This is a genomic window from Nocardia sp. NPDC049190 (genome assembly GCF_040648115.1).
Classification (GTDB): Bacteria; Actinomycetota; Actinomycetes; order Mycobacteriales; family Mycobacteriaceae; genus Nocardia.
Map to the genome: position 1 here is coordinate 51,534 of NZ_JBEZDE010000033.1, position 17,823 is coordinate 69,356.

Sequence of the window (17,823 nt, forward strand, 5' to 3'; positions counted from 1 at the left end):
GTTCAGGCCAGCGAGCGCAGCCAGTCGCGCATCCAGGCCAGTGCTGTCTTCCCGCCGCCTACGGGGTAGCTGCCGTAGCGGGTGTGCGCCTCGGAGCGGTAGAACTCGTCGAGCAGGCGGGCGCGTTCCTGATTGGCCGGGTCGGACAGTTGGCTCTGCAGCAGCGTGATCCCGCCGCGAGACATGAGATCACTGACGATGGCGCCCATTTCGAGTTGGTAACGCCACAGGTTGGCCGGGTCCGGATGGGACGTCTGGGCCAGGAAGCCCGCGAAGCGGGTCACGAAATCGTCCGAGGCGGTGGAGCAGTAGAGATCGCCGATCGCGCAAATGGTGCGGGTCTGCGGACTGACGAAACCGAACCCGCCGATCCGGGGCCCGCCCGCGCCCGCGCCGGGCACCGGCGGCCCGACCAGCGCGTCGGTGGGCGAGCGGCGCGGGTCGGAGATGAGGCCGACCGCGGCGATCCGGTGCGGCGGCACGACCCCGAGGCCGGTGCCGATTTCGGCGGCGAGGTCGCCGGCGGCGTCCGCGCCCTGGCTGTATCCGACCAGCGCGATCCTGGTCGCGTCGCACTGCCCGGCCATCGCGGCGACCATGCCGCGTGCGCTGTCCACGGCCTCGCGCTTCGAGGCTCCGTAGACTTCGCTCTCCCACGGGAACGCCGTCGCGGCGTAGCTGACGTAGTCCACGCGCGCCGAGTCGGGTAGTCCGTCCGTGACCGCTGCGAGCATCCCGGGCCCTGGGCGCTCTCCCTCCGGGTTATCGGTGGTCTCCCACGTGCCCGGGATCGCAACCACATACAGGCTCGGGCACGAGTCGGTGACGGCGGAGGCGAGCCCGCTGCCGGGCCCGATAGACGACAGCATCAGCGCCGCGATGCCGATGGCCGCCGAGATCAACTTCGATCGCATGGCGTTGCTCCTGATACTCCACGCGCCGCAGGCGCTCCCCGGCAGGTGTCGGCCTACGCCGGTGCCGTGCGGAGGCCGGCCCCGTCGAAGGCGATATTGAGACCTTTCGGTCTCAAATGCCCAGTTAGGATAACGGGGCTGTGTGAGAGGGCACAATCGGGTTACGGAGTGACGCACATCACAGTTCGAGTAAGTTACTCGGCGCGTGGCCGCCGATGCGAACCGCGCGCAAGACGCCCACCACCTCGGCCCATTGGTCGACAATGGCCGAGACGGCATGCTCGCCCGGCTGTAGCGGTCGGACATCGCCGTACCGCGCGGGCGCGCGATGCTGCGATCGACTGTCACATGGTTGTCGGACAGACTGCGGGTACTCGGCCGCCATCGGAAAGGACAATCAGTGACCGACAGCGACATGCCCGACGACGAGGGTTCGGGCGCGTGGTACCGGAACTGGACCGACGTCCCGGACTCGCCATGGGCGGACCGTCCGGAGCCGGAGGGCGACCGCGAATACCGGACGCTGACCTACCAGCGTGACGGCCGGATCGCGCGGATCACCTTCAACCGCCCGGAGCGGGGCAATGCGATCACCCCGGACACGCCGCACGACTTGGCGCATGCCGTCGAGCGCGCCGATCTCGATCCCCGGGTGCACGTCATCCTGCTGTCCGGACGCGGCAAGGGATTCTGTGGCGGTTACGACCTGAGCATGTTCGCCGAGCAGAGTTTCGTCGTGCGCGGCGGTCCGGACGATGTGGCGGGGACGGTCGTCGATCCGGTGGTGCAGGGCCGCAACCACGATCCCGCCGCCACGTGGGACCCGATGATCGACTACGCGATGATGAGCCGATTCAACCGTGGTTTCGCGAGCCTGCTGCAGGCGAACAAGCCGACCGTGGCCAAGCTGCACGGTTTCGCGGTGGCGGGCGGCAGCGACATCGCCCTGTTCGCCGATCAGATCATCTGCGCCGACGACACCAAGATCGGCTACCCGCCCACCCGGGTCTGGGGTATCCCCGCGGCAGGTATGTGGGCGCACCGCCTCGGTGACCAGCGTGCCAAGCGCCTGCTGTTCACCGGTGACTGCATTACCGGAAAGCAAGCCGTCGAGTGGGGACTCGCGGTCGAGTCGTGCCCCGCCGACGAACTCGACGCGCGCACCGAGGAATTCGTCGCGCGGATCGCCCGAATGCCGGTCAACCAACTCATGATGGCCAAGCTGGCGCTGAACTCGGCGCTGTACCAGCAGGGTGTCGCCAACTCCGGCATGATCAGTACGGTGTTCGACGGCATCGCCCGGCATACCAGGGAGGGCTACGCCTTCCAATCGCGGGCCGCCGCGGCAGGTTTCCGTGCGACGGTGCGGGAGCGCGACGAGCCGTTCGGCGATCACAAACGCGATCGATCCGGGCAGTAGCGCCCGCGCACTGCCGGGTGAACTGGATACGACGGCGGGGGCCGCCGCGCGTGCCCGGTGGCTGGGGAGTTCCTCAGGGTTCGCCACGGCTCGCGTTGTCCCGGTCGGGCGGTCGGCCTGCAGCCACGGCGTCCTCGGCGCGGACCGTCCCGGTCGACTCGGTGTTCACCGGTCGGTTCCGTATTTGCGTAATTCTTGCCGGGCGATCATCCCGAGATGCACTTCGTCGGGGCCGTCGGCGAAGCGAAGCGACCGGATGCCCGCGAACGCCCGCGCCAGCGGGAAATCGTCGGAAAGACCCGCGCCGCCGTGCAACTGGATCGCCATATCGATCACCTCCTGGGTCATCCTCGGCACGACCGCCTTGATCTGGGAGACCTCGTTGCGCGCCCCGTGGAGTCCTTTCGTGTCCAGCAGCCAGGCGGTGTGCAGCACGAGCAGCCTCGCCTGATCGATCGCGACGCGCGCGTGGGCGATGCGCTCCCGGTTCCCGCCGAGATCGACCAGCCGTTTGCCGAAGGCGGTGCGGGACAGGCCGCGGCGGCAGGCCAGTTCGAGCGCGCGCTCGGCCAACCCGATGGCCCGCATGCAGTGGTGGATGCGGCCGGGACCGAGGCGGCCCTGCGCGATTTCGAATCCCCGTCCAGGCCCGGCGATCACGGCGTCCATCGGAAGCCGAACATCGGTGAAGGTGACCTCGCCGTGGCCGTAAGGTTCGTCCAGATACCCGAAAGTGCTGAGCATGCGTTCGATCCGCACGCCGGGCGTGTCCAGCGGGACCAGCACCATGGAGTGTCGCTGGTACGGATGGGCGTCCGGGTCGGTCAGTCCCATGAAGATGACGAACGCGCAGTGCGGATGGCCGATGCCGGTGCTCCACCACTTCCGGCCGTTGAGCACGATCTCTGTGCCGTCGACGACGGCGGTCGCCGCCATATTGGTCGCGTCGGAGGAGGCGATCTCGGGTTCGGTCATGCAGAAGGCGGAGCGGATCGCGCCGTCCAGCAGCGGTTGTAACCATTCCTGTCGCTGCTGCGGGCTGCCGTAGTGCAGCAGGACTTCGGCATTGCCGGCGTCGGGCGCGTTGCAGTTGAACACCTCAGGCGCCCAGCCGGAACTGCCCATCGCTTCGGCCATCGGTGCGTAGTCGACGTTGCTCAGCCCTGCTCCCAGGTCCGGATCGGGGAGGAAGAGGTTCCACAGGCCGGCGGCCCGCGCCTTGTCCTTGAGTGCGTCGACCACCTGGGGGACCTCCCATGGCGAGTCCCGCAGGAAGGCGGCGTGCTCGTGCTCGCGCGGCTCGATCTCCTCGCGCACGAATTGCCGCACCTGGTCGGTGAGGCGGACGGCTCGGTCGGAATGCGTGAAGTCCATACCCCTCCTCGGGGCCCGCTGAGCATTGCTCGGCGTCCGGTCGGATTCATGGGCAGCATACTGTTGAGCACTGACTCGATAGCGAAGGTGAGCACTGACTCGATAGCGAAGGCCGGAATCTCCCGGTGCCGCCGAGGGGCGGATCTCGGCGACACCGGCGTATCCGAACGCGCTACGAGAGCGCACGCGTCGCCGTGCCGGCGAGGCGCCACTCGAGCATAGAGCGATATATGCTCCGGCGCGCGTTGCGATCAGACCGTCTCGTCTGCCTGATCAGGCGTCGATCGCACGTCTGTGCAATCGCCTCGCGCCAGGTGTGTCGTCCACGGCACGCCGAATTGTTTCCGCGCTCGGTAAATGAATAGTTTCGCTGGCAGCGGTGCATCGACTATGAATGGGATGTGCCGTTGCCATTCGTGATCACTTGTCCGCCATCGAATCTCCTATGCGGGGAGCGCTGATGGTCATCGAACATCCCATCGAGGACGAGGTCACACAGCTGGCGAGGCGGGTCGAGAAGGCCCGCGGACGGCTCGCCTACCAGTTCGATCCCGCGCTCACCGAGGCGCTGTCGGAGGACGAACTGTATGCCGAACGTGAACTCGCCGAACGGATTCGCACGCAGGAGCGCGGACAGCGCTGGAAAGAAGCGCAGGCCGCCGCCGCGGCGTCCGACCGGGCCAGGCAGACCACCGAAGCGATCGAGAAGGCCGACATGCGAGATCTGTTGCTCGCCCGCAAGGCGATTGCCGCGCAGCGACGCGAATCCAGCCCGCACGCGAAACTCGCGTCGCTGTACCGGCATCGATCGTGGTCGCTGCGCGCGTTGGCCGGTGTCGTCGCGGCGGGCATGCTGTGGTCGGCGGTCAATGTCCAGCACAACATCGCTCCCGGCGGCGCGTCCGATCCGCTGTACTGGTTCAGTTATCTGCTCGAAGGCATGATCAGCGTCTGCTTGATCATCATCATGATCGGCACCAACAAGGTCGCCGAGTGGGGCGTTATCGACAACCGCCGCCAGGTGGCCAGCGCCGAAATCGCGCTGCTGACACTGACGGTCAGCCTCAACACCTACCCCTATCTGCGCGAAGGCGCGTGGTACGACGCCGCGGTGCATGCCATTGCCCCGGTGATGATCGGTGTCGCGCTACTCATTCACGACGCCGCCAGCGCGCGCTACGGCCTCGCCATCGCCAGGGCGACCGATCAGGTCCGCGATCTGCCCGATCCCGCCGAGCAGATACGGCTCACGCTGCCCCGGTACCGGACTCCCGCGGAAATGACGGCGGCGCACGAGCAACCCGACATCGAAGAATATTCCGCGCCGTCGAGCCAGGTGACGCCGCTGGACGTGATCGCTCGGGCCGACGTCGAGGAGGGGCTGGCTGACACCAACGGTGCGCCGGTGCATCCCGACGAGCGTCCCGTCCCCGTGGCCATGGCCAAGGCCGAGCAGGAGCCTGCTCCGGCCGCAGCACCGCGCAAGCCGGTGCTGCCCGAAACCATCGAGGCGCTCGACGACTTCGAGATTCGGCCCGCCATGCCGGTCACGGTCCAGAACACCGACAGGCCGGTGGCCGCACAGGTCGAGTCCACCCCCTCGACCAACGGCAAGAAGGCCGCGGCGCCCGTCGCGCGGAAAACGAAGGCTGATGACCGCCCGGCGACGCGGGTGCAGACCGAACAGCCCGCCCCGGCCAAGGTGGTCGTCCGGCAGAAGCCTCCGGCAAAGCCGCGCACCACGGTGTCCGATTCCGAAGCGCCGACTGTTGCGCTGCCGGAGATCAGCGCCGCCGTCGCGACGACCCGCCAGGGCGCCGATGCCAAGAGCGACACCGCGCCCGTCGACGCCAAGAACGGCAAGGACACCTCCAAGCCCGGCTCCGCAGAGTCGTCGGCTGCCCAGCAGTCGGACCCCTACGACACCGGTTCGTTCCGGGTAGCCGACATCCTCGAGCAGGAGCTTGCCGAACTGCAGGCCGAGCGCCGTCGCGCCCGCACCAGCAGGCAGCGGTCCGCGTCGGCCGCGGGACGTGAGTCCTAGCGAGTCCCGTTCTTCGACGATGGTGCCCGTCTGCCCCCGGGCTGTCCCGGGTGCAGCCGGGCGCCGTCGTTTCTGGTGAATCAGCGCGAACGGTCGCGCCGCGTGCCCGCAAGGCGCACAACAGCCCGAAATGCCCTCAGCTGTCTTGACCGAGATGAGCGGTGAGTGCGGTTTTTTGCTCTCCGCCGCAGATCAGCTCCAGTCGCCGGGGCCACGGCTGCCCGGCCACGGTGCCGGGACCGGTGAAATAGAAGGTCGAGCAGCCCGGGCCGTGGCTACGATCGTGCGGATTGAAACCACCGCCGTCCGGGACCATATGGGCGGACTCCGCGAGATGGCGCCGCATGGCCAGATAGGTGCTCAGATCGAAATCGCTGAGGGCGAAGGCGAAATGGGTCTCTCGATTGTGGCGTCGTTCGTCGTCGCGGGCCAGCTGTGCCTGTCTGGGGAACGCGGCTGATCCGCCGACCACGGACGGGACGACCGGAAAGAAGATTTCGAGGCGCTGCTCGCGCCCGAAGTCGTCCGAATGTCGGTATGCCTGCGCGATGTGAATTCGATAGGCGTCGGGATCGAGTCCGTAGCGGGCGCAGACCCGTTGCTGGACCACGACGCTCGGCACCGTGGCGCCCAGCCGGAAGCCCGCCGCGGCAAGGTGTGTGCGTAGCGCCGGGGCGTCCGCCGGAAACAGCATCACCGCACAGTGATCGAAAACACACCGATCCCAGAGGGGATCGCGCGCGGCCTCGGTGTGGTCCGAGGACAACAGCGCCGAGAGAACGACATGCGATGAATTCCCGGTGATGTATTCGGCCAGCCGACTCAGTCGGGCGCTGTCGGTCGGGTCGCAGCCGTCAGCGACAACGGAGCCTTCGACACCGTCGATACCTGGTAGTTCAATCACACGTGAGCCCTCATCACGACGCAGCAATTCCCGCGCGACCGCGACGTGGGATATCTGGTGCGAAGAAATCTGCCAGGCCAATTCGACATGCACAACAGGAGGGTACTGGCCAGCTGTGGGAAGGAGGCTCGGCGAGCACACCGACAGCAGCCGTGTAAGGATTCGTTCGACCTTCCATACTGCCCGCCGTATGCCCCGATTCAGACACCATGCAGGACGGTTATGACCCATCGCAAGACGCTCGACAAGGTGCGGGATCTCGTCCCGGGAATCCGGCAGCGGGCCGAGCAGGCCGAGCGGCAGCGGAGCGTGCCGGAGCAGACGATTCGCGAACTGACCGAAGCGGGCGTCTTCCGGATGTTGCAGCCCCGCCGGTTCGGCGGCGACGAGTCGTCACCGGTGGAGTTCTTCGAGGTTGTTCGGGCCATCGCGGCAGCATGTCCGTCGACCGGGTGGGTCGCCTCGGTCTTCGGTACGCATGCGTGGCAACTGGCCTTGTTCCAGCCCGAAGCCCAGCGCGATGTCTGGAGCGCCGACCCGGATGCCGTGATAGCGACGTCCTATGTGCCGTCCGGCGAGCTGAGACCGGTGGACGGTGGGTTCGAACTGTCCGGTCGCTGGGGGTTCTCCTCCGGTTGTGACCACGCCGGCTGGGTGATGGTGGGTGCGTTGGCGCCGGGTGTCGACGGCGCGCCGGGTGACCATTTGACGTTATTGGTGCCACGCGGCGATTTTCGGATCGACGACGTATGGCACGCGGTGGGTCTGGCCGGAACGGGCAGTCACGACCTCGTGATCGACAAGGCATTCGTCCCGGCCCACCGGATCCACGATGCGGAACGCCACAATGGCGGACTCGCGGGTGCGCAGGTCGAAACCCCTGCGCTGTATCGGCTTCCGTTCACCAGCATCTTGCCGGGCGGCGTCGCCGCACCCGTGATCGGGGCGGCACAGGGCGCCTATGGGGCGTTCGTGGAACGCATGCGTGACCGTGCTGTCGACCCGTCCACTCCGGTACAGCTGGCCCGTGCCGGCTCGGAGATCGATGCCGCGATTCTGCAAATGGACCACAATCTGTCCGAGGAACTTCGCTACGCCGAAGCGGGTGAGGACATACCGCTGGACGTGCGCTTGCGTGCCCGGCGCGATCAGGTCCGCGCGACCGAGCGTGCTGTCGAAGCGGTCGAGCTGCTGTTTCGGATCTCCGGTGGCCGGGCGGCGCGTACTCCCGATGTGCTGGAACGGCATTGGCGCGATGCGCATACGGGCAGCCTGCACCTGGCCAACGCGGCTGAGCGGGCGTTGGCGAACTTCGGACGCGGGGAACTCGGCATCGCCGTGGAAGACCGGATTCTCTGAACGAACGACACACTGGGCGCGCTCGATGGATAGAGGTAGTACAGCATGACCGCCACCGTGGTGGACCCCCATCTGCTCGGGGTCGCCGCCGAACTCCCCCGTTCCGCGTATTCGACCGAGGAGCTGCTCGACGCGGGCCAGGGACATCTGTCCGACCGGCTCGAGGAGATGTTGGGCAGCCTCGGTGTCGAAACGCGGTACTCGATTCTTGCCAACTATCCGGAAGTGCTCTTTCAGGGCGCCGAACCGGAGGTCGATATCACCGTGGTCGATCTCGCGGTCAGAGCAGCCCGCAAATCCCTCGCCAAGGCCGATGTCTCGGTGGAGTCGATAGGTCTGGTGCTCGGCGTATCGAGCAGCCCGGGACGGCTGGTGCCGAGCTTGGTGTGCGACATGTTCGCGCGCATGCCCGAACTGCCCAGAACCGCGCAGAACCTGAGCATCGAATACATGGGTTGTTCGGCGATGGCGAAGGCCATCGATACGGCACGCTGGTATCTGACGTGCAACCCGGGTAAACGGGTCCTGGTTTGCTTCGCGGAAGCGACCACGCCGCTGTCCCCACCGCTACCCGGCTTCTATCGGCATTTCCTGGAGGTCCCCCCGGACCAGCGCCAGCAGTCTGTGGATGTGTTGCACGGCTTCCTGTTCGCCGATGCGGCCGTGGCGATGGTTCTGGGAGCCGACGGCGATGGACCGACGTTCGGTCCGGTGGCGAACCTGACGAACGATCTTCCGGAAGACGCCGAACTCGGTACCGTGCCCGACGGCGGCTCGGATATTCCGGTGGTGCAGGGACGTCGGGCTTACACCCTGAGTCCGCTCGTCACGCCACGCGGGGCTTTCTATGCCAGAGAGACCATGCAGATGGCCCTGAAGGACGACTCCTGCCACCTGGCCGCGCCTGCCGACGCTTCGGTTCTGCTCGTGCACACCGGCAGTGTGCGCATTCTGAACGCGTTGTGTCAGGAATTCGGCCTCGACCCCGGTCATGAGAAAGTCGTCTCGTCGTATCGAGTGCTGCGCGACTACGGCAACACGCTCGGTTGCTCGGTTCCGCTGATGTTGGCGGAGCCGGTACGGCGTCCGGCCGGGCAGGGCCTGCTGGTGGCGTTCGGGCTGAGTTTCGGCTGCGGCGTGTTCACGATGACCGTCCCCGAAGGCGGATGGACTCCGTAGCAGATCAGATCGGGACTACCTATGCGTCACACATTTCCCGCGCTGTTCCGCGCCGCCGCCGAAGCCGGCGCCACGGAACCGGCGGTGTTCACCGACGGCGGTTACCGGACGTGGGGGCAATGGCGAGCGGAGGCGGACGCCCTGACTCGCGGGCTACAGGATCTGGGCATCGGGAAGGGTGATGTCGTCGCGGTTCACCTGCCCAACTGCTGGGAGTTCCTGACTGTCCACGTCGCCGTCGCGGCCGCGGGCGCGGTGTCGCTGCCGCTGCACATGGGTCTGGGCGCGCATGAGGTGCGCTCGCTGTTGGCTCGGACCCGGGCCACCACGATGGTCGTCACGGCGCAACGCCGCACCGAGCTCATGCCGGAACTTCGGGCGGAATTCTCCGCCCTGGAACAGATGCTCGTCGTCGGCCATGTGGACGACGCGGTGGGCACTGTGTCGCTGGTCGACGACCTGATACGGCGGTGGGCCGGGGCGGACCCGCTGCCGGTCGCGGTAGCACCGGACGACCCGTTCGTCCTCGTCCCGTCGTCCGGCACGACGTCGATGCGCCCGAAGATCTGTGTGCACACCCATGGCAGCCTGATGTCGAACGCGGTCACGGTTGCCGCCGATGCCGGTTCGCGCAGCAGCGACACGATTCTCAGCGGCAGTCTGTTCACGCACCTGTTCGGCCTGCTGTCGGTGCACGTCAGCGTGGTGACCCGGGGCCGCCAGACATTGCTGGGCGGTTGGGATGTGGCGGAGTTCCTCCGGCTGGCGCGCCTCGGCGAGGCGACGGTGCTGTTCGCGGTGCCCGCCCAGATTCGCGACGTGGTGTCTCGACTCGATTCCGCCGCGGACGCCGGCATCCGATTGCGGGAGATCCGGGCCAGCGGCGCGGCGGTGCCCGCCACGCTCGTCGCGGACGCCCGCCGTCTACTCGGGGCCGAGGTGATCGTTCAATGGGGTATGTCCGAGTTGGGCGCTGGCCTGTTCACCCGGCCGGACGATCCGCCGGAAGCGGCGACCGACAGTGTCGGGCGCCCGATTTCCGGCGGCGAGGCGCGCGTAGTCGCCGAGGACGGTCGCCTGTGCGGCGCCGGCGAGACCGGCGAGCTGCAGTTCCGCAGCCCTTTTCGCTGCTCCGGATACTTCGAGGACCCGGAGTTCACCGCGGCCGCGCTGACCGCGGACGGGTGGTTGCGAACTGGCGACCGGGCGTGCGTGCGCGACGATGGAGCGATCGCCTTCCGCGGCCGTGACGCAGAGCTGATCAACGTCGGTGGGGTGAAATTCAGCGCGCCGGAGGTCGAGACCCTCCTCGACGACATGCCGGGTGTGGATCGCATCGCGCTCGTCGGTCGCCCGGACGATCGCCTCGGCGAGTATCCGTGTCTGGTTGTCACGGTGCGTGCCGGCGCCGTGGTCACCCTGGACCAGATCACCGCACACTTGGCCGCCAAAGGGGTGGCGGAGCACAAGATTCCGATCGAGCTGATCGTGCTCGAGCAGATGCCGTGCACCCCGACCGGAAAGATCGCGCGCAGCAGACTCGTCGCGATGCTCGACCAGGTCGGCTCCTGGCCGCGGTCGGCGGCGGCGCAACGGTTGCGCGCGGTGCCGGCGGCACAGCGGCTGGCGCACGTGCTGGAGTTGGTGCGCGAACAGGCTCGCGCCGTCCTGGATGCTTCCGAGCCGATCGGGCCGGACCAGGTGTTCACCGACTACGGCCTGACTTCGCTGACCGCCGTTCGATTGCGGGCCGCGTTGGCCGAGGCGACCGGCTTCGATCTGCCCACCACCATCGCCTATGACCTGCCGACCCCGAATTCGATCGCCCGCCACCTCAGCGATCTGATCGTCGGCAGCCCAACCCAGAACCTGCCCGATCCGACACCGGTCCGGCCACGACCGGCCGACGAAGACCCGGTGGTCATCGTGGGCGTGGGCTGCCGGTTGCCGGGCGGCATCGGGTCTGCTGGCGAATTCTGGGATCTGTTGGCGGCCGGTCGCGAGACGATCGACGATTTTCCGACCGATCGCGGGTGGGATGTCGATCCGGATGCCACGTACGCGCGACGCGGCAGCTTCCTCGACGCTGCCTGGTTCGATCCCGCGTTCTTCGGGATCTCGCCGCGCGAAGCCGTCACCATGGACCCGCAACAGCGGCTCCTGTTGGAAACCACGTGGGAGGCGCTCGAGCACGCCCGGATCGACCCGACCTCGCTGCGCGACAGCGACACCGGGGTCTTCGTCGGCATCATGGCCTCCGATTACGTGCCGCGCAGCTACGAAGCCGCCAAGAGCACCGACATCGGGGCCATGACCGGCAATGCCGGCGGGGTGGCGTCCGGCCGGATCTCGTATGCGCTGGGGCTGCACGGCCCCGCTCTCACCGTGGACACGGCATGTTCGTCGTCGCTGGTGGCGCTGCATCTCGCGGTCCGAGCACTGCGCTACGGGGAGTGTTCGATGGCGGTGGTCGGCGGCGCGACGATCCTGTCGACACCGACCACTTTCCTCGAGTTCGACCGGCAGAACGGTCTCGCCGCCGACGGGAGGTGCAAGCCGTTCGCGGCCGCCGCCGACGGGACCGGCTGGGGTGAAGGCGTGGGTGTCCTTGTGCTGGAACGCTTGTCCGATGCGCGTCGGGCGGGTCGTCGTGTCCTCGGCGTCGTGCGTGGTTCGGCCGTGAACTCCGACGGCACGTCGAACGGGCTGACCGCGCCGAACGGTGTGGCGCAACAGCGGCTGATCCGGCGGGCGCTGGTCGATGCCGGACTCGACTCGTCCGACGTGGACGTAGTGGAGGCACACGGGACCGGGACCACGCTCGGTGACCCGATCGAGGCGAACGCCATTCTGGCGACCTACGGACGCGATCGCGACCATGCGCTGCTGCTCGGCTCGGTGAAATCGAATATCGGGCACACCCAGGCGGCCGCCGGCATCCTCGGGACGATCAAGATGCTGCTGGCCATACAGCACGGGGTGGTGCCCCCGACATTGCATGTGGACGAGCCTTCCCCGCACGTGAACTGGGCGGCGGGGGCGGTGCGCTTGGCCACCGACGCGACGCCGTGGCCGTCGAGCCGACGACCGCGACGTGCGGGCATTTCCGCTTTCGGGATCAGCGGCACGAACGCACACGTCATCCTCGAACAGGCTCCAGCGGAAGACGAGATCGCCGACTCCGACAACATCGCCGACTCCGACAACGACACAGCCGTTTCACCTGTGCGGCCGCCCGTTGTGCCGCTGGTCTTCTCGGGAGCTACGCCCGCGGCTCTGGCGGCACAGGCGGGCCGGTTGGCGTCCCTGCTCGACGGCGGAGCTAAGCCGACCGACGTCGGCTACTCGTTGGCAACCTCACGTGCGAAGCTCGATCATCGGGCGGTGGTGTTCGGCGCCGACCGTGCCGACTTGGCGGCGCTGGCCGCGGAGCGGTCCGGCTACGCGGTGACCGGCCGCGCCGATCTTCGCGGCCGGACGGTATTCATGTTTCCCGGGCACGGCGCCCAGTGGGCGGGCATGGCCGCCGAGCTGCTCGACTCGTCTCCGGTCTTCGCCGCGGCGATGGCCGAGTGCGCGACGGCGTTGAGCGAGTTCGTGGACTGGTCGTTGTTCGAGGTGGTCGCGGACGAATCCGCGCTGCGCCGCACCGACATTGTTCAGCCGGCGCTGTTCGCGGTGACGGTCTCGCTGGCCCGGATGTGGCAGTGGCACGGTGTAATCCCCGATGCGGTCATCGGCCACTCCTTCGGCGAGGTCGCCGCCGCGCATATCGCGGGAGTCCTCTCCTTGCGCGACGCCGCCCGTGTCATCGTGCGCCGCGGCGCGCTGTGCGCCGATCTCAGCGGTCGGATGCTGTCGGTCGAATCTCCCGCCGCGGAGGTCTCCGCACGAATCTCCGGACATTCCGGTGTGAGTATCGCCGCCTGCAACAGCCCGTCGACCACGGTCCTGGCCGGCGACGACGACGCCATTGCCACGCTGATGGCGGAGTATCGCGACGCCGGCGTGCCCGCCCATATCGTGAAGATCAGCTTCGCGTCGCACTCGGCGCACGTCGAGCCCATCCGCGATCGCCTGGTCGCGGACCTGTCCGAGCTACGCCAGCAGCCCGCGCACATCCCCTGGTACTCCACGGTTACCGGGCGACAACTGGACGGTCCCGAAGCCGACAGCGGCTATTGGTATGACAACCTGCGTCAGCCCGTGCAGTTCGCGGCGACGATCGAGACGTTGGCTGCGGCGGGTTTCAGCTACTTCATCGAGGTCGGGCCCCATCCGGTGTTGACCACCGCGGTCGGCGCGACGGTAGCGGACGCGGGCCTGGCGATCGGAACCGTGCGGCGGCGGCACGGCGGCATCGATCAGTTCGCGACCGCACTGGCCCGCGGGTACGTGCGGGGGCTGCCGGTCGAATGGGCGAGATTCTTCGACGCCTCCCGAGTGCGGCACATCGATCTGCCGACCTATCCATTCCAACGCGGTCGGTACTGGCTCAGCCGGACGATACCGTCGAGCACCACCGATTACTCTGCACCCGATCTCGAGCGACACCACGCCGCACAACAGTCGGCCGACGACGTCGGACAGCGGGTCGAGTCCGCCGATCTCGCGGCGTCGAATTCGTTTCGCACCCAGTTCACCGGCCTCGGTCCGGCCGAACAAGTGCGGCTCGTCGAGGACCTGATCCGCGTGCGTGCCGCCGGTCTGCTCGGATACCACGATCCACACGCGATAGCGGTGGACCATACATTCCTCGACCTCGGGTTCGACTCACTGACCGCGGTCGAGCTGCACGACACGCTCAACAAGGTCACCGGCCTGCAGTTGCCGCCCATCACCGTCTTCGACGCCGAAACTCCCGCCGCGCTCGCCGAGCGGCTGCTCGGCGAACTGCGCGCCGAGTCGAGGGCCGCCGAGACCGGGCCGCCGAGGTGAGGTCTCCGGCTGACCTTTCGAGCTTCGAGGTCTGCGCTCGGTTGCCTACAGCGGGCATCGATCGGTGGCTCCGGACCGGTGCGGGGGTCTGACATCGAGCCGTCAGCGCGGTTCGCGTGTCAGGAGTTCCGCTGTCGGTGTGGTCGAAAGACGGTTTCTGCTCGGACCTCGTCGATGACATCCTTGGGGACGAATCCGATGATGTCCTCCCGTGAGGTGATGGTCAGTTTCTTCAGGATCGCGGCCATCTGCGCGTCGATGGTGCGGACGGAGTTTCCCCGGCGCGCCGCGATCGCGGCATTGGTCCATCGGGCCGCCGCCAGCGTCGCGACCTCCTGTTCGGCGGTCGTCAGCTCGGTCCAGTAGGACGACGCGGCGGTGTCCTCCTGGAGGGGCGCCGTCAGTGCGTCCATGGGTAAAGTGCCCATCGCGAGTTGTTGCACCTCGTTGCGTTCGGGTCGCAACCGGGATCCTCGGGTGTATGCGTCTTCGAATGTCTTGGGGCCGAGTATTCGGCGGGCGACGGCGAGGGCTCGAGCGGCCTCATCGGCAAAGGGCCCCAGCACTTCGAGGTGAATGCCGAGTTTGGCCTGTTGTGTCGCGGTTCCTCCGGCGAGCAGGGCGATTTCGGTGGCCGATGCGGTGACCATGTCGTGGTCCGGGGCGCCGGCGGCTTCCGCGTCGATGATGCGCTGTGCCAAGGACCAGGTCCGAAACTGCACCGCCCAGAACAGGCCCCACGGATCACGCGCGGGCAGCTGGTTCCCCAGCGCCTGCCGTTCGAAATCCAGTGCGTCCGTGGGATTACCGTGTCTGGTCAAGGTGAGCGCCCACGCCAGTTGCGCCCAGGACTTCAACCACAATGCACCCGATGCACTCGCTTCGTCGAGGTGGCGTCGGGTGACCTGATGGGCTTGTCGCGTGCTTCCGAGTGCAGCTGCTGCCAGCGCTGCCCACATGTCGGCCGTGGCGGCCGCGCCGCGGTTGTCGACCCGAAGCCACTTGTCCCTGGCTCGGCTGAGCACATCGACCGCTCGGACATCCCGGCGGGCCAGCAGCAAATCGGTACCCCACGCGAGTTCGACGACCGCGGGCAAGCCGATATCGGTATCCGCGGTCTGTCGCCAGTCGGTTCTGCGGTCGATGTCCGGTAGGCAGGCGGCGACGCAGTCCTCCAGTATCCTTTCGGCATCCTCGTGCTCGCCCTGGCACACGGCGAGCCAGACGATCAACGCCATCGCCCTGATCTGGAGTTCGGTGGGTCTCGGGTCCACCATCCGGGTGGCCTGTAAGGAGCGTTCGGTCCACCGCCGCGTCTCGCGGAACGGGCCTCTGAAGAAGGGCAATCGTAGCGCGAGCAACCCGGCACAGATCTCCAAGCCGACTGCTGCTTCACCAGGAGTTCGGATGCTGGTGTCGATGGCGGTCAGGATGTTGTCCCACGCCGTGAGGGCCCAGTGCAGCAACTCTTGTTCCGCGGGACCGAACCAGTTGGCCGCGGCGTCCGCGACTTTGTCGCGGTAGTAGTGGCGATGTCGTTCGGCCAGCCGTGCCGCTTCGTCGGCCCGGCCGGTCGAGTGCTGCTCGAGTTTCTGCCGGGCGAATATCCGAAGGCTCTCCAAGAGCGAGTACCGGACCGTGGTCGGCGTGAAGTGCGCTGTGACCAGCGACCGATCGACGAGCCGACTGAGTAGAACCTCGATCTCGTCTCTGGCCAGACGCGCGGTCACGGCACCGGAAGGTAAGGAGGGCCGATCGTCGTCTCCAGGTTGCCGATCGTCGGCGCACACGCTTTCGATCGCATCCAGTTCCGCCCCGACAGTGCGCACAGCACAGCTGTGGGCGTCTTCGGGCTCGGGGTCGTATCCCGCGGAGAACACCGACATGCGCTCGAACAGCAGGCGCTCCTTGTCGGTGCACAGGTCGTAGGACCAGGCGATCACATCGCTGACGCCGCGATGTCGAGGGTCGGCTCCCACCTTGGGCCCGTGCGACCACCGCATCCGTTTATCGGCGGTGTCGTCACCGCTGAGTTCGCCGAGGATCGCCGCCAACGGCTGATGCGCCAGCCGCGCCGCGGCCAGTCGGATATACAGCGGATGGTCGTGCATGTGGCGGCAGATCAGGCCGGCGGTGGCGATCTGATCCGCGCCGGTCACCTGGTGGCCGGTGAGCTCGGATCGTTGCCGGAACAGCGTCAAGGCTTGCTGCCGCGACAATGGCGGCACCTCGATCACATGCTCGTCGACCCACCCGATCAGTTCCCTGCTGGTGGCCAGAATGCTCAACCCCGGCACTGCCTCCAGCAACCGGGTTATCACGTCACCGGCGCCGACCAGGACATGCTCACAGTTGTCCATCACCAATACCGATTGCCGGTAGCGCCCCACCGCGTCTTTCTCGGTGAAGGTGTCGACAAGCGCATCCCAGACCGACCGCCCGGAGAAATCCAGTTCCAGCACTGACTGGGCGATCTCTGATGCCACCGTGTCGGCGTCCGAGCCGGTGGCCAGACGCGCCAGCCGTACCCAGTGCACCGACACATTCCTTGCCGCTTGGTAACGGGCCACAGCATGCGCGGCCAGTCGGGTCTTCCCGATACCGCCCGTACCGATCAGGGTGATCAACCGAGTCGAACGCCCCAGCAGTGCGACGACTTCATCCAGCTCACCTTCGCGACCGACGAAGTCGCTCGTCACCTGCAGCGGGCGACCGGCCAGGTCGCGACGCGCCACCACGAAAGACAAGGATAGTCCGCACTCAGGTCCGGAAGGTACGTTTCTCGGCGCCGGCTCACAGTCGGCGGTGTTGATGCCGACCCGGTGTACCGGCGTCGGATTCCAACGGTGGCGGTGCCCTTCCCGAGGTTGTCGGTGTCGTCGACCAATGCCTCGGGCCCCGCCTGCGGCGCCCCCCACTCCGGAGCATTCCCCACTCACGCCTGTAGTGGGAAACATCGTGTTCTGGTCCATGCAAAAATGGATCAATTGCTACGACAGGTACCGACGAGGAGGGCCGGCATGGCCGACCACCCGGTTGTCGCCGCGAGAGCGAAGGCGGCGCAGCGTCTCCAGGAGATCTCACGCGAACTCGGGGCCCTTGGACGGGTTCCTGACCGGCGACCCAGGTCTGGCGGTGGCGTGGGAGAACGCCGCGGCGGCCGCGACTGAAAACAATTACCTCTCTGGCGAATTGATCAGGCATCCGGGCAGGATCACGATGTGAGCGATCAAGTCAAGGGCAACGCCGAGGCGTCGGTGGGCGCGGAGCGGATGTGGCCGGAATTGGCGGAGAGCGAGCGCGACTTTCCGGAGATGTGGGTGCGCTGCGTGGTTATCTCCGCCGCGTTGGTCGTGGCCGGATTCGATTGGGGACCAACGGTATTGCCGTCGACGGGATGGGTCGGAAGCTCGCGCCGCGGCGCGTCGACGCTGTACCCGCTGCCTGGCGGGCGGGCAGTGCTATCCGGTGGCGTATGGGAGTCGCCGAACCTGAACGCCACCTACAACGATGGCGCCGATATGCCGAACTTCTATGCCGGAGCGCCGGATTGTGTTGCGAACCCGGTGCTCAACCCGCGCGCGTCCAACGGCTTGGCCGAGTCGGAGGCGATGGTTTTCGTTGATACTGAACAGTCCGGCCGTAGTGTGTCGCAGTCCGGGGTGACTGATTCGTCTTGGTGATGATGGTG

The 17,823-nt window shown here is 67.3% G+C and carries 10 protein-coding genes; 6 read left to right on the forward strand and 4 right to left on the reverse strand.

The genetic code is table 11. The annotated features are described in order from the left end of the window. Positions 1–2: 2 nt before the first annotated feature. Positions 3–914: a cutinase family protein gene (locus AB0B25_RS24830; RefSeq protein WP_357183868.1), complete on the reverse strand. Its 912-nt coding sequence runs from the start codon at positions 912–914 to the stop codon at positions 3–5. Positions 915–1,329: 415 nt separating this feature from the next. Here AB0B25_RS24830 and AB0B25_RS24835 point away from each other — a divergent pair, with 415 nt between their 5' ends. Then, positions 1,330–2,334, forward strand: coding sequence for a crotonase/enoyl-CoA hydratase family protein (locus tag AB0B25_RS24835; protein WP_357183894.1), 1,005 nt, complete (start codon positions 1,330–1,332; stop codon positions 2,332–2,334). A gap of 165 nt (positions 2,335–2,499) precedes the next feature. Here the strand turns inward: AB0B25_RS24835 and AB0B25_RS24840 are convergent, their stop codons facing one another. After that, a complete protein-coding gene (locus AB0B25_RS24840) occupies positions 2,500–3,708 on the reverse strand; it encodes an acyl-CoA dehydrogenase family protein (protein WP_357183871.1) in 1,209 nt (402 codons plus the stop codon). Positions 3,709–4,168: 460 nt separating this feature from the next. Here AB0B25_RS24840 and AB0B25_RS24845 point away from each other — a divergent pair, with 460 nt between their 5' ends. Then, positions 4,169–5,752, forward strand: a complete 1,584-nt coding sequence (locus AB0B25_RS24845; RefSeq protein WP_357183874.1) for a hypothetical protein — start codon at positions 4,169–4,171, stop codon at positions 5,750–5,752. Positions 5,753–5,888: 136 nt separating this feature from the next. Here the strand turns inward: AB0B25_RS24845 and AB0B25_RS24850 are convergent, their stop codons facing one another. Next, complete coding sequence (locus AB0B25_RS24850) at positions 5,889–6,749, reverse strand: hypothetical protein (RefSeq protein ID WP_357183876.1); 861 nt, start codon at positions 6,747–6,749, stop codon at positions 5,889–5,891. A gap of 129 nt (positions 6,750–6,878) precedes the next feature. On the opposite strand from AB0B25_RS24850, the gene hsaA reads away from it, so the two are divergent. From hsaA to AB0B25_RS24865, 3 genes are read left to right on the forward strand one after another with little or no spacing between them, the layout of a single operon-like run. Continuing rightward, entirely contained in the window at positions 6,879–8,015 is a 1,137-nt protein-coding gene (gene hsaA / locus AB0B25_RS24855; RefSeq protein ID WP_357183879.1) for a 3-hydroxy-9,10-secoandrosta-1,3,5(10)-triene-9,17-dione monooxygenase oxygenase subunit, read from the forward strand. 45 nt (positions 8,016–8,060) lie between these two features. Further along, a complete protein-coding gene (locus tag AB0B25_RS24860) occupies positions 8,061–9,194 on the forward strand; it encodes a 3-oxoacyl-[acyl-carrier-protein] synthase III C-terminal domain-containing protein (RefSeq protein WP_357183882.1) in 1,134 nt (377 codons plus the stop codon). Between the two features lie 21 nt (positions 9,195–9,215). Continuing rightward, entirely contained in the window at positions 9,216–14,132 is a 4,917-nt protein-coding gene (locus AB0B25_RS24865) for a beta-ketoacyl synthase N-terminal-like domain-containing protein (protein ID WP_357183885.1), read from the forward strand. 119 nt (positions 14,133–14,251) lie between these two features. Here the strand turns inward: AB0B25_RS24865 and AB0B25_RS24870 are convergent, their stop codons facing one another. Further along, positions 14,252–16,870, reverse strand: a complete 2,619-nt coding sequence (locus AB0B25_RS24870) for a hypothetical protein (protein WP_357183888.1) — start codon at positions 16,868–16,870, stop codon at positions 14,252–14,254. 483 nt (positions 16,871–17,353) lie between these two features. Here AB0B25_RS24870 and AB0B25_RS24875 point away from each other — a divergent pair, with 483 nt between their 5' ends. Continuing rightward, positions 17,354–17,815, forward strand: a complete 462-nt coding sequence (locus tag AB0B25_RS24875) for a hypothetical protein (RefSeq protein WP_357183891.1) — start codon at positions 17,354–17,356, stop codon at positions 17,813–17,815. Positions 17,816–17,823: the final 8 nt, after the last annotated feature.

What these genes read in the sequence shown, in the direction of transcription:
- AB0B25_RS24845 (WP_357183874.1), top strand. Translation starts at nt 4,169, where the DNA reads ATGGTCATCGAACATCCCATCGAGGACGAGGTCACACAGCTGGCGAGG.
- AB0B25_RS24835 (WP_357183894.1), top strand. Translation starts at nt 1,330, where the DNA reads ATGCCCGACGACGAGGGTTCGGGCGCGTGGTACCGGAACTGGACCGAC.
- hsaA (WP_357183879.1), top strand. Translation starts at nt 6,879, where the DNA reads ATGACCCATCGCAAGACGCTCGACAAGGTGCGGGATCTCGTCCCGGGA.
- AB0B25_RS24865 (WP_357183885.1), top strand. Translation starts at nt 9,216, where the DNA reads ATGCGTCACACATTTCCCGCGCTGTTCCGCGCCGCCGCCGAAGCCGGC.
- AB0B25_RS24860 (WP_357183882.1), top strand. Translation starts at nt 8,061, where the DNA reads ATGACCGCCACCGTGGTGGACCCCCATCTGCTCGGGGTCGCCGCCGAA.
- AB0B25_RS24830 (WP_357183868.1), bottom strand. Translation starts at nt 914, where the DNA reads ATGCGATCGAAGTTGATCTCGGCGGCCATCGGCATCGCGGCGCTGATG.
- AB0B25_RS24840 (WP_357183871.1), bottom strand. Translation starts at nt 3,708, where the DNA reads ATGGACTTCACGCATTCCGACCGAGCCGTCCGCCTCACCGACCAGGTG.